The following is a 12,835-nucleotide window of genomic DNA, read 5'->3' on the forward strand; positions in this document are numbered from 1 at the left end:
TGGCGACCGCCATGAACCAGATGTCCTCCACTGCCCTGGAAGTGGCGCGCAGTGCAGCGGCGGCGGTCAGCAGCGCCCACAGCGTCAACGATGAAACCGTCAGCGGACGCGGCCTGGTGCAGTCCCAGCAAGGCAGTATCGCGGCGTTGGCTTCGGAGATCGATCAATCGGTACGGGTCATCAACCAGTTGGCCATCGACAGCCAATCCATCAGTCGCGTGCTGGAAGTGATCAAGAGCATTGCCGAACAGACCAATCTGCTGGCGTTGAATGCCGCCATCGAGGCCGCGCGCGCGGGTGAGCAAGGACGCGGTTTCGCCGTGGTGGCCGATGAAGTGCGCACTTTGGCCCGGCGCACCCAGCACTCCACCGAAGAGATCGAGCAGATGATTGCCAAGCTCCACAGCGGTGTCGGCGCTGCGGTGAAGGCCATGGGCACCAGCCACGAGATGGCCAATGGCACGGTGGGGCAGTCGGAAAAAGTCCAGCAGGCCCTCGAAAACATCCTCGGCGCGGTAGGCATGATCGTCGACCAGAACCAGCAGATTGCCGCCGCCGTCGAACAGCAGACTGCCGTGGCCCATGACATCGATCAGAACATCGTCGAGATCAATCGCGCCGGTGAACATGCAGCGCAGGGCGCGCACCAGACTGAAGAGGCCAGCCGGCAGTTGTCCTTGCAAGTGATCGGGCTGAAGCAGTTGATCGGGGCCTTTCGAGTGTGAGGCATGGCCAGGCATGCATCAGGGATGGGCGCCTACCAGTTGAACAGCTCGCAGGCATTGCGGGTGCTCGCCTCGGCCAGCGCTGAGGAGCTGATGCCCATGCGCTCCGCCAGGGCGGCACAGATGTCTGGCAGGTGTTCGGGGCTGTTGCGCTGGCCGGGGTACATCACGGGGGCCATGTCCGGTGAGTCGGTTTCCAGTACCACGCTTTCCAGCGGCAGCCGGGCGATCACCTTGTGCATGCGCAGGGCTTGCGGCCACGTGGCCGCGCCGCCCAGGCCCAGTTTGAAGCCGAGCTTGATGTACTCGCGGGCCTCTTCCTGGCTGCCGGCAAACGCGTGGATGATTCCGCCCCGTGGCAGCCGAATGCGCTTGAGGGTGGCGATCACGGCAGCGTGGCTGCGGCGCACATGCAGCAGCGCCGGCAGTTGGAAATCCACCGCCAGCTTCAGTTGCGCTTCAAACAGGCTTTGCTGGCGTTCGCGGTCCAGCTGTTCGAGGAAATAATCCAGGCCGATTTCGCCCACCGCGCACAGTTGCCGGTGGCCGTTCAGGCGGGTCAGCCAGTCGCCCAGTTCCGTCAGGTCGGCGGGGCGATGGTCGTCGAGGTACACCGGGTGCAGGCCGAAGGCGGCGAATAAATCCGCGTCGGTTTGCACCAGGTCCCACAACCGTTGCCAATTCTGCTGATAGACCCCGAGCACCACCATCCTGCGCACGCCCAGGCGGCGACTGCGGCTCAGGACTTCGCGGCGGTCCGTATCGAAGTCCGGAAAATCCAGATGGGTGTGGCTGTCGATCAGCTCCACACCGCTTACTCCGAGTGAATCCGCTGCTTGAACGTACGGCCGATGGCATGCACGCCGGGTTCGTAGTGCTGTTCTTCAATGGCCGCCAGCGCCAGGCGCAGCGCGGTGTCGGCAATCAACTGATGCTGCTGGGCCATGGCATTCACCGGCAGCGGCAGGAAATCCAGCAGTTGGGTGTCGCCAAACGTCCCCAGTCGCAGTGGCCGGGATTTGAGCGGGAAGTCATGCAGCGCGTCAAACACCCCTTGCAGCAGGACGTAGGACGTAGTCACCAGTGCGTCAGGCAAATGCCCCAGGCTTTGCAGTAACTGCTCCATCAGCTGTCGGCCACAGTCGCGGCTGAACGACTCGCCTTGTTCGATCAGCACTTCGCCGCTGAAGTCTTTCAGCGCTTGCTTGAAACCGGCGGTACGTTCCTGGCTGATGCTCAGCTCTGGCCGCGCGCCGATCAACACGATCTGCTTGGGCAGCGGGTGCAGCAGGCTGCTGGTCAATTGCTGGCAGGCCTGGCGATCATCGCTGACCACCGAGCAAAACTGCGTAGACTCCATCACCCGGTCGATGGCGATCACCGGCAAACCCTTGGCTTGCAGTTCGCGGTAGCTGTCGTCGGTGGCCGGCAGGCAGCTGGCGACAAACAGCGCATCGCAACGGCGGGCGCGGAACAGTTGCAGCAGTTGCCGCTCACTGTTGGCGTCGTCGTCGGAGCTGGCGATCAGCAATTGATAGCCGCGGGCACGGGCGCCTTGTTCGAGCAGCTTGGCGATGCGTGCGTAACTGGGGTTTTCCAGGTCCGGCAGGATAAAACCCAGGGTACGGGTGTGCCGGCTGCGCAGCCCGGCGGCCTGGGGGTTGGGCGTAAAGCCATGTTCTTCAACCACGGCGCGCACCCGTTCGACGGTTGCGCTGCTGATCCGTTGCTGTTCGGCCTTGCCATTGATGACGTAGCTGGCGGTGGTCACAGACACACCGGCAATGCGCGCGATATCACTGAGTTTCAAACCGGGATTTCCTTGTTTTTTAGAGCTTGCCCCGACATTTTGTCCAATCGTAACCGATTACTGCAGGCGACCATTGTCGCAACTCAACAGCCGAGTGGCTCTTCAATCATGGGAAATTAACGCGTAATCTGCCATAAATTCTAGATTAAACGTTTCAGCAAGCGTATTTTTACGATTATCGCGACGAGTGTGGTCCTGCCAACTGACCACTCAGTCAATTTTATTCGAACGCTTTTGCACTGATTTATTCAAAATAATACCTAGTGCGCCCGCCGCACTAACTAGGAGAACGGCATGCTTGAGCTCACCCACGAGCAGATATCCATGGGCCAGACGGCTGTGGATAAGTCTGCTGCCTTGCAACTGCTCGCTGAAAAACTGGTGGCCGATGGCCTGGTCGCCGAGGGTTACCTCAGTGGCTTGCAAGCGCGTGAAGCCCAAGGCTCGACCTTTCTCGGCCAGGGTATCGCCATCCCCCACGGCACCCCCGAAACACGCGACCAGGTGTTCGCCACCGGCGTGCGCCTGCTGCAATTTCCCGACGGCGTGGATTGGGGCGATGGCCAGATCGTTTACCTGGCGATCGGCATTGCCGCCAAATCCGACGAACACCTGCGCCTGCTGCAACTGCTGACCCGTGCCCTTGGCGAGACCGACCTGGGCCAGGCCCTGCGCCGCGCCAGTTCTGCCGAGGCCTTGCTGAAACTGCTGCAAGGCGCGCCGCAGGAGCTGGCGCTGGACGCACAGATGATTGGCCTGGGCGTGTCGGCTGATGATTTCGAAGAACTGGTGTGGAGAGGCGCACGCCTGCTGCGCCAGGCCGATTGCGTGAGCAATGGCTTTGCCGCCGTGCTGCAACAAGTCGACGCGCTGCCCCTGGGCGATGGCCTGTGGTGGCTGCACAGCGAGCAGACAGTGAAGCGTCCCGGCCTGGCCTTCGTCACCCCGGACAAACCCATGCGTTACCTGGGCCAGCCCTTGAGCGGCCTGTTCTGCCTGGCCAGCCTCGGCGAGGCCCACCAGACCTTGCTCGAACGCCTGTGTGCCTTGCTGATCGAAGGCCGTGGCCAGGAACTCGGCCGCGCCACCAGCAGCCGCGCCGTACTGGAAGTGCTCGGCGGTGAACTGCCAGCCGACTGGCCAAGCGTGCGCATTGCCCTGGCCAACGCCCACGGGCTGCATGCGCGCCCGGCGAAGATCCTCGCGCAATTGGCGAAAAGTTTTGCCGGTGAAATCCGTGTGCGCATCGTCGATGTAGACGTCGGCGCGGTATCGGTAAAAAGCCTGAGCAAGTTGCTCAGCCTCGGTGCGCGTCGCGGCCAGGTACTGGAGTTTGTCGCCGAGCCAACCATTGCCGGTGACGCCTTGCCCGCCTTGCTGGCGGCAGTGGAAGACGGCCTCGGCGAAGAAGTCGAGCCGCTGCCGGCAGTCAGCGCCCAACAAGCCGTGGTCGAGATCGAACCGGTGATCAGCGCGCCAGTGTCCGGCAGCCTGATCCAGGCCATCGCCGCCGCCCCCGGCATTGCGATTGGCCCGGCGCATATCCAGGTGCTGCAACCTTTCGAATACCCGCTGCGCGGCGAGTCGCCGGTGATCGAGCGCCAGCGCCTGCACGCGGCGTTGACCGACGTGCGCCGGGACATCCAGGGCCTGATCGAGCGCAGCAAGTCCAAGGCCATCCGCGAGATCTTCATCACCCACCAGGAGATGCTCGACGACCCGGAACTGACCGACGAAGTCGAGACGCGCCTCAAGCAGGGCGAAAGCGCCGAAGCCGCGTGGATGAGCGTGATCGAAGCCGCCGCCAAACAGCAGGAGTCGCTGCAGGACGCCTTGCTCGCCGAGCGCGCTGCCGATCTGCGTGACATTGGCCGCCGCGTGCTGGCGCAACTGTGCGGCGTCGAAACCGCCCAGGAGCCCGACGAACCCTACATCCTGGTGATGGACGAAGTGGGTCCCTCGGACGTGGCGCGCCTGGACCCGGTGCGTGTCGCCGGCATCCTCACTGCCCGTGGCGGCGCCACCGCCCACAGCGCCATCGTCGCCCGCGCGTTGGGCATTCCCGCGCTGGTGGGTGCAGGCCCTGCTGTATTGCTGTTGGCTTCGGGCACGCCGTTGTTGCTGGATGGCCAGCGCGGTCGCCTGCATGTGGACGCCGACGCCGCCACCTTGCAGCGCGCCACCGTCGAACGCGACACCCGCGAACAACGTCTGCAAGCCGCCGCCGCGCAACGCCATGAACCGGCCCTGACCCGCGATGGCCATGCCGTCGAAGTATTCGCCAATATCGGCGAAAGCGCCGGGGTTGCCGGCGCGGTGGAGCAGGGCGCCGAAGGCATCGGTCTGCTGCGCACCGAACTGATTTTCATGGCCCACAAACAAGCGCCCGACGAAGCCACCCAGGAAGCCGAATACCGCCGCGTGCTCGACGGCCTCGGCGGCCGGCCGCTGGTGGTGCGCACCCTTGATGTGGGCGGCGACAAACCGCTGCCGTACTGGCCGATCGCCAAGGAAGAAAACCCCTTCCTCGGCGTGCGCGGCATTCGCCTGACCCTGCAACGCCCGCAGATCATGGAAGCGCAATTGCGCGCACTGTTGCGTTCGGCAGACAACCGTCCACTGCGCATCATGTTCCCGATGGTTGGCAGTGTTGACGAGTGGCGCCAGGCCCGGGACATGACCGAGCGCCTGCGCCTGGAAATCCCGGTGGCCGACCTGCAACTGGGGATCATGATCGAAGTGCCGTCGGCCGCGTTGCTGGCGCCGGTACTGGCCAAGGAAGTGGACTTCTTCAGCGTCGGCACCAACGACCTGACCCAATACACCTTGGCCATCGACCGTGGCCATCCGACGCTGTCGGCCCAGGCTGACGGCCTGCATCCGGCGGTGTTGCAACTGATCGACATCACCGTGCGCGCCGCCCATGCCCATGGCAAATGGGTCGGCGTGTGCGGCGAGCTGGCAGCCGACCCGTTGGCAGTTCCGGTGCTGATCGGCCTGGGAGTGGATGAGCTGAGCGTCTCGGCGCGCAGCATTCCCGAGGTCAAGGCACGGGTGCGTGAATTCAGTCTGAGCGAGGCCCAGGGCCTGGCACAAAAAGCCCTGGCGGTGGGTTCTCCCGCCGAAGTGCGTGCGCTTGTGGAGGCCGTGTAAATGGCAAGGATTTTAAGCCTGACGCTGAACCCGGCATTGGACCTGACGGTGCGCCTGGCGCGCCTGGAACCGGGCGAGGTCAATCGCAGCGAAGCGATGATCACCCACGCTGCCGGCAAGGGCGTGAACGTCGCCCAGGTGCTGGCCGACCTTGGTCATCAGGTGACCGTGGGCGGCTTTCTTGGTGAGGACAATCCCCAGGCATTCGAGATGCTGATTGCCCGTCGCGGTTTTACCGATGCCTTTATTCGCGTGCCGGGCGAAACCCGCAGCAATATCAAGATCGCCGAGCAGGACGGGCGGGTCACGGATGTCAATGCGCCGGGCCCGTTGGTCAGCGAGCAGGCGCAACACGCACTGCTTGAGCAACTGGCGCGGATTGCTCCCGGCTACGACGCCGTCGTCGTGGCCGGCAGCCTGCCACGCGGCATCACCCCTCAGTGGTTCCAGGGCCTGTTGCAGCAACTGAAAAACCTCGGCTTGAAAGTCGCCCTGGACACCAGCGGCGAAGCGCTGCGCGCCGGATTGAACGCCGGCCCGTGGTTGGTCAAACCCAATACCGAAGAACTGGCCGATGCCCTTGGTCATTCCACAGATGCCATCCGCCAACTGCATCGGCAAGGCGTTGAGCATGTGGTGGTCTCCGACGGTGCCGCGGGTGTGAGCTGGTACAGCCCGGAAACGGCGCTGCACGCTACCCCGCCCAAGGTAACCGTGGCCAGTACCGTAGGTGCCGGCGACTCGCTGCTGGCCGGGATGCTTCACGGTTTGCTCAGTGGCGACACGCCGGAGCAGACCCTGGGCCGCGCCACCGCCATTGCCGCGATGGCGGTCACGCAGATCGGCTTTGGCATCACCGACGAAGCGCAGCTTGAGACTTTGCAGAGCGGCGTCCACGTGCGCCCGCTGACAGAACAATAAGAGGGTTGGTCATGAAGTTAGCCATTGTTACTGCCTGCCCGAACGGCATGGTCACCAGTGTGCTGTGCGCCCGCTTGCTGGATGCCGCCGCGCAACGCCAGGGCTGGAGCACCAGCGTCGAAGTGGTCGACGTGCAGCATCCGGAACGCCAATTGTCGGCGGCCACCATTGAAGCCGCCGAGTGGGTATTGCTGGTCAGCAGCACGCCGGTGGACATGCAGCGTTTTGTCGGCAAACGCGTATTCCGCAGCACGCCGGCCCAGGCGTTGCAGGATGTGGACGCGGTGTTGCGTCGCGGAGCCGAGGAGGCCCAGGTGCAGGTAGCTGACGCGGCACCGGCGAAAAGCACGCCGCGTATCGTCGCGATCACCGCGTGCCCGACCGGCGTCGCCCACACCTTCATGGCTGCCGAAGCGTTGCAGCAAACCGCCAAGCGCCTCGGGTATGACTTGCAGGTGGAAACCCAGGGCTCCGTGGGCGCCCGCACGCCGCTGAGTCCCGAGGCGATTCGTGACGCCGACGTTGTGCTGCTCGCCGCCGACATCGAAGTCGCCACCGAGCGCTTTGCCGGCAAGAAAATCTATCGCTGCGGCACCGGGATCGCGCTCAAGCAATCCGAGGCGACCCTCAACAAGGCGCTGGCCGAAGGCAAGCAGGAATCCGCTGCCAGTGGTGCCGCTGCCAAACCGGAGAAGACCGGTGTCTACAAACACTTGCTCACCGGCGTGTCGTTCATGCTGCCGATGGTGGTGGCGGGCGGTCTGCTGATCGCCCTGTCATTCGTGTTCGGCATTCATGCCTTTGAAGAAAAAGGCACTCTTGCCGCAGCGCTGAAAACCGTCGGCGACCAGGCGTTCATGCTGATGGTGCCGCTGCTGGCGGGTTACATCGCCTACTCGATTGCCGACCGTCCTGGATTGGCCCCCGGCATGATCGGTGGCCTGCTGGCCAGCACCTTGGGCGCGGGGTTTATCGGCGGGATCTTCGCCGGCTTTCTCGCCGGCTACTGCGTCAAATTCATCAGCCGCGCGATCCGTTTGCCCCAGAGCCTGGAAGCCCTCAAGCCGATCCTGATCATCCCGTTGCTGGCGAGCCTGTTCACGGGTCTTGCGATGATTTACCTGGTAGGGCCGCCGGTGGCGAAGATGCTCACCGGCCTCACGGATTTTCTCAGCACCATGGGCACCACCAACGCCGTGCTGCTGGGCATCTTGCTGGGCGGCATGATGTGCGTCGATCTCGGTGGCCCGATCAACAAGGCAGCCTACGCGTTTTCCGTCGGCCTGCTGGCAGCGCAAAGCGGTGCACCCATGGCCGCGACCATGGCTGCCGGCATGGTGCCGCCGATTGGCATGGGCATCGCCACCTTCCTGGCGCGGCGCAAGTTTGCCCAGACCGAGCGTGAAGCCGGCAAGGCCGCGCTGATCCTCGGCATGTGCTTTATCTCTGAAGGCGCGATTCCGTTTGCTGCCAAGGACCCGCTGCGGGTAATCCCGGCAAGCATCGCCGGCGGTGCGCTGACCGGTGCGCTGTCGATGTATTTCGGCTGCAAGCTGATGGCGCCCCATGGTGGATTGTTTGTGATGCTGATCCCGAATGCGATCAACCATGCGCTGCTGTACCTGCTGGCGATCGTGGCGGGCAGTTTGTTGACTGCCGTGGTGTATGCATTCCTCAAGCGCCCTGAGACCGTAGAACTTTCTGTCGCACCCGCCCAGGCATAACGCGGTTCATGTAGGAGCTGGCTTGCCTGCGATGCAGGCACCTCGGTGTATCAGCGCAACCGAGTTGAGGCTATCGCAGGCAAGCCAGCTCCCACATTTGACCTCCGTGAGCAATAAGGCCGGTGTCATAACTCGTTCATCCCGTCATGCTTAAGTTTCCCTTTTGCCGTTCGAGAGGGAACCCGCATGAGCCACTTCAATCTCGGCCGCCGCCGCGTGATGCAAGCCGTCGGCGCCGGCCTGTTGCTGCCGGGCCTCGCGCCTGCGGTGATCGCCTCGGTCAAGGATCGCCCGCAACTCACCGACGGCGTGCAGTCCGGCGACCTGCTGGGCGACCGCGCGATGATCTGGAGCCGCAGCGACCGCCCGGCCCGGATGGTGGTGGAGTGGGACACCCGCAGCGTATTCAGCAACCCGCGCAAATTCGTCTCGCCCCTGGCCGACAGCCGCACCGATTTCACCGCCCGTGTCGAACTCACCGGCCTGCCCGTCGACCAGGCGATTTTCTACCGTGTGCACTTTGAAGATGCCCAGACCGGCGTGGCCAGCGAGCCCTGGTTCGGTCACCTGCGCAGCGTGCCGCAGCAGCGCCGGGATATCCGCTTTGTGTGGAGCGGCGACACCGTCGGCCAGGGCTTCGGCATCAACCCGGACATCGGCGGCATGCGCATCTACGAAGCCATGCGCCTGCGCCTGCCGGACTTCTTCATTCACAGCGGCGACACCATCTATGCCGACGGCCCGGTGCCCGCGCAACTGACCACCGAGGACGGACGCATCTGGCGCAACATCACCACCGAAGCCAAAAGCAAAGTCGCTGAAACCCTGAATGAATACCGGGGCAACTACCGCTACAACCTGATGGACGAGAACGTACGTCGCTTCAACGCCGAAGTGCCGCAGATCTGGCAGTGGGACGACCACGAGGTGATCAACAACTGGTCGCCGAGCAAGCAACTGGATGAACGCTACAAGACTCGCGACATCAATACCCTGGTGGGCCGTGCGCGCCAGGCCTGGCTGGAATATTCACCGATGCGCCGGCAAAGCGCCGACCAGGGCGGGCGGATTTATCGCAAGCTCGGCTACGGCCCGTTGCTGGATGTGTTTGTGCTGGACATGCGCAGCTATCGCGGGCCGAACGATGACAACCTTGGCGGTGAAAAACCGTTCCTTGGGCGTGAGCAACTGGACTGGCTCAAGCGCGAATTGAAGGCCTCCCAGGCGCAGTGGAAAGTCATCGCCGCCGACATGCCCATTGGCCTGGGAGTGCCCGACGGTGAGGTCAGCCCCGGCGTGCCGCGTTGGGAAGCGATCGCCAACGGCGACCCGGGCCCGGCCCAGGGGCGCGAGTTGGAAATTGCCGAATTGCTCGCGTTTCTGCGGGCGCAGCAGGTGCGTAATCACGTGTGGCTGACGGCGGATGTGCATTACTGCGCGGCCCATCATTACCATCCGGATCGGGCGGCGTTTCAGGATTTTGAGCCGTTCTGGGAGTTTGTCGCCGGGCCGTTGAATGCCGGGAGTTTCGGGCCTAATCCGCTGGATAAAACCTTTGGCCCGGAAGTGGTGTTCGAGAAGGCGCCGACGGTGCAGAACAGCTCGCCGTTTGCCGGGTTCCAGTTTTTTGGCGAGGTGCAGATTGACGGGCAGACGGCGGAGCTGACGGTGATTTTGCGGGACCTGGATGGGGTTTCGGTGTTTGAACAGAAACTGGCGCCAGTGTGATTGCAATGCAATCTAGCTACTGAAGAAGAGCCAATGTGGGAGCGGGCTTGCTCGCGAAGGCGGTGTGTCAGTCAACAGATGTATCGACTGATCCACTGCCTTCGCGAGCAAGCCCGCTCCCACATTTTGATCGGTGTATCTTCAGGGGGTCAGTAAACATCCCGGCGGTAGCGGCCCTGCTCGATCAAACGTTCGACGGCTTCACTGCCCAGCACCTCATGCAGCACCTGATCCACACCCGCCGCCATCCCCTGCAAACTGCCGCAGACGTAAATCGCGGCGCCATCGGCCACCCATTTACGCAGCACATCCGCTGATTCGCGCAGGCGATCCTGCACGTAGATTTTCTCTGCCTGGTCCCGGGAAAAGGCCAGGTCCAGTAGCGCCAGGTCACCGCTGGCCAGCCAGCCTTGCAGCTCGTCCTGGCAGTGGTAGTCATGGGCGATATTGCGTTCGCCAAACAGCAGCCAGTTGCGCTGCTGGCCGTCGGCAACCCGCGCCTTGAGCAGGCTGCGCAACCCGGCAAGGCCGGTGCCGTTGCCCAGCAGGATCATCGGGAGCGGCTCGGTCGGCAGATGGAAACCACTGTTGCGCCGCACTCGCAGGCTGATGGTCGAACCCAGCGGTGCATGTTCGGTCAACCAGCCGGAACCCACGCCCACGCTGCCATCGGGGTGACGCTCCTGGCGCACGATCAGCTCCAGCACACCGTCGCTGGCAATCGAGGCGATGGAGTATTCGCGCATGCCCAGCGGCACCAGTGCATTGACCAGCGCCTGGGCATGCAGGCCCACCAGGTGTGCGCGATTGTCCGGCAGTTGGTGGCCGGCCATGGCCTGGTCGAGGGTGTGTGCAAGGCCGTCGACTACCACACCTTCGCTGCCGGCCAGTCCCAGGCCTTCCAGGAAGTGTTCGATGGCCCATGGGCAATTGCGTGGCAGCACTTCCACCAGGTCGCCGGCCAGCCAGTCCCGGGGGGCTGGCGGGGTGAGCCCGAGCAAATAGACGCCGGAGCCACTGCTGTGCGGGTTGAGCAGGGTGCGTTGCTTCAGGGTCCAGTTTTCATAGGTCGCGCTGGCCCATGCCGCAGCGGGTGCATGGCCGGTCAGTTGGCCCAGTTGTTGTTGCCAGTGCAGCAACGCATCGGTGTCGCCGCTGTCGACTTCCACCGGGGCGAACAGCGGGTTGCCACCCTGGTTGGTCAGCCAGAAATGCAGGCGCCGGGCGAAGCCGCAGAAGTGTTGGTACTGGCGATCACCCAGGGCCAACACCGAGTAGTTCAGGCCCTTGAGGGACAGGTCCTGGCCGAGCACGCTGCGCTCGAAACCGCGGGCGCTGTCCGGTGCCTCGCCGTCGCCGAAGGTGCTGACCACGAACAGCGCATGGCTCGATTGGCGCAAATCCTCTTCGCTGACGCTGCCCAGCGACTGCACGTTCACCGGCACGCCGGCGGCCTGCAACTGCCCGGCGGTCTGCCAGGCCAGTTGCTCGGCAAAGCCGCTCTGGCTGGCAAAGCCGATCAGCCAGGCCGGCGCGTCGCTGTGGTTGCCGGTCAGGCCTTTGCGGGCATCGCGCACCTGGCGTTTCTTGCGGCGGCGGTCCAGGTACAACAGCCAGCCGGTGATGAAGAACAGCGGCATCAGCAGCGCGCTGAACGTCAGGATGATCCGGCCGGGCAGGCCGAAGTAGCTGCCGGTGTGCAGCGCATAGATACTGGTCAGGATCTGCGCCTTGAAGCTTTTGCCGGCGTAGGTGTCATGGGATTTGACTTCGCCGGTGGCCGGGTCGAGGTTGATCTGGTTCAGCGCGCGATCGTGGGGCGAGGTCTTCAGCAGGTAGTAGACGGTGGCGGGTTGGCCGGCGACCGCGGGCATGCGGATGTTGTAGCCGCTCAAGCCGGGGCCGGCGTTGCTGTAGATGCTGCTCCAGATCGCGGCGTAATTGGCCACCGGCGCAGGCCCTTCGGGGGCCGGGCCGCGCTTGCGTACGCGTTCGTTCTGCGGCGCGTCGGACAGCAGTCTGGTCATGCCGTTGCTGTACCACTCGTAGGACCAGAACAGTCCGGTGAGTGCCGCCAGAAGATAGAACAGCAGGCACCAGGTGCCGAACACCGAGTGCAGGTCCCAGTTGAAACTACGGCCTTTCTTGCGCCAGTCCACCGCCAGCCATGCACGCCAGCTTGCCACTTGGCGCGGCCAGCGCAGGTACAGGCCCGAGAGGCAGAAGAACACCAGGATCAGCGTGCAGGCGCCGGTGATTTGCCGGCCGGTGTCGCCGATGGCGAGGAAACGGTGCAGTTGCAGCACGAAGCCGAAGAAGTCCTGGCCGACGGCATCGCCCAGGTAATCGCCGGTGTACGGGTCGAAGTAGCGCATCTGCCCGCGACGTTCACCGGGCGGTGGGGTGAACCAGACCTTGGCCGCGTTGGTGCTGTCGGGCTGCACCGTGAGCATCGACACGACTTTGCCTTCACGGGCTTCCAGCAGGTGCACCAGTTCAGCGGGCGGCAGTACCCCGGCCGGACGCTTTTCCACCGTCAACACCGTCGGGTTCAGCAACTCGATGAGTTCATCCTGGAACGACACCGTTGCGCCGGTGATCCCCATCAAGGCCAACACCAGCCCGGCGGTAATGCCGAAGAACCAATGCAACTGGAACAGGGTTTTCTTCAACACGTCGTACGGCCTCGTCATCAGGTTAGGTGTTTCACGGCGCGCATTATGCCGCGAGTTGTCGAGAAACATTCTTTTTTACACGCAAAAACCCCACGCATC

General features: G+C 63.8%; 8 protein-coding genes. 5 read left to right on the forward strand and 3 right to left on the reverse strand.

Annotation, left to right across the window (positions count from 1 at the left end; genetic code table 11):
• Positions 1–20 precede the first annotated feature (20 nt).
• Positions 21–725, forward strand: coding sequence for a methyl-accepting chemotaxis protein (locus tag HX807_RS31935; RefSeq protein ID WP_371316464.1), 705 nt, complete (start codon positions 21–23; stop codon positions 723–725).
• A gap of 32 nt (positions 726–757) precedes the next feature.
• On the opposite strand, the gene HX807_RS09275 is transcribed toward HX807_RS31935, so the two are convergent.
• On the reverse strand, positions 758–1,534 hold the full coding sequence (locus tag HX807_RS09275) for a TatD family hydrolase (RefSeq protein ID WP_134327328.1): 777 nt from the start codon (positions 1,532–1,534) through the stop codon (positions 758–760).
• A 5-nt stretch (positions 1,535–1,539) separates the two neighbouring features.
• Positions 1,540–2,535 (reverse strand): catabolite repressor/activator, encoded by a 996-nt coding sequence (cra, locus tag HX807_RS09280; RefSeq protein ID WP_003215943.1) that lies wholly within the window; start codon positions 2,533–2,535, stop codon positions 1,540–1,542.
• A gap of 294 nt (positions 2,536–2,829) precedes the next feature.
• Between cra and ptsP the strand changes: the two genes are divergently transcribed.
• From ptsP to HX807_RS09300, 4 genes are all read left to right on the forward strand, one after another.
• On the forward strand, positions 2,830–5,688 hold the full coding sequence (gene ptsP, locus HX807_RS09285; protein WP_134327327.1) for a phosphoenolpyruvate--protein phosphotransferase: 2,859 nt from the start codon (positions 2,830–2,832) through the stop codon (positions 5,686–5,688).
• Entirely contained in the window at positions 5,689–6,609 is a 921-nt protein-coding gene (gene pfkB, locus HX807_RS09290; protein ID WP_003215949.1) for a 1-phosphofructokinase, read from the forward strand.
• Positions 6,610–6,620: 11 nt separating this feature from the next.
• Positions 6,621–8,333 carry a PTS fructose-like transporter subunit IIB gene (locus tag HX807_RS09295; protein WP_008437280.1) on the forward strand — a complete coding sequence of 571 codons (1,713 nt, stop codon included), beginning with the start codon at positions 6,621–6,623 and terminating at the stop codon, positions 8,331–8,333.
• Positions 8,334–8,519: 186 nt separating this feature from the next.
• Positions 8,520–10,061, forward strand: a complete 1,542-nt coding sequence (locus tag HX807_RS09300) for an alkaline phosphatase (RefSeq protein WP_008437279.1) — start codon at positions 8,520–8,522, stop codon at positions 10,059–10,061.
• Between the two features lie 149 nt (positions 10,062–10,210).
• Here HX807_RS09300 and HX807_RS09305 read toward each other — a convergent pair whose 3' ends face one another.
• The gene (locus HX807_RS09305; RefSeq protein ID WP_177049805.1) at positions 10,211–12,736 is read right to left on the reverse strand and encodes a sulfite reductase flavoprotein subunit alpha; all 2,526 of its coding nucleotides are present in this window, start codon (positions 12,734–12,736) and stop codon (positions 10,211–10,213) included.
• Between the last annotated feature and the right edge of the window lie 99 nt (positions 12,737–12,835).

The sequence above is a fragment of the Pseudomonas sp. D8002 genome (assembly GCF_013385695.1).
In the GTDB taxonomy this organism is placed as follows: Bacteria; Pseudomonadota; Gammaproteobacteria; order Pseudomonadales; family Pseudomonadaceae; genus Aquipseudomonas.

Excerpts from the sequence above, each read along its gene's own strand:
- HX807_RS31935 (WP_371316464.1), top strand. The coding sequence starts at position 21 with ATGTCCTCCACTGCCCTGGAAGTGGCGCGCAGTGCAGCGGCGGCGGTC.
- ptsP (WP_134327327.1), top strand. The coding sequence starts at position 2,830 with ATGCTTGAGCTCACCCACGAGCAGATATCCATGGGCCAGACGGCTGTG.
- pfkB (WP_003215949.1), top strand. The coding sequence starts at position 5,689 with ATGGCAAGGATTTTAAGCCTGACGCTGAACCCGGCATTGGACCTGACG.
- HX807_RS09295 (WP_008437280.1), top strand. The coding sequence starts at position 6,621 with ATGAAGTTAGCCATTGTTACTGCCTGCCCGAACGGCATGGTCACCAGT.
- HX807_RS09300 (WP_008437279.1), top strand. The coding sequence starts at position 8,520 with ATGAGCCACTTCAATCTCGGCCGCCGCCGCGTGATGCAAGCCGTCGGC.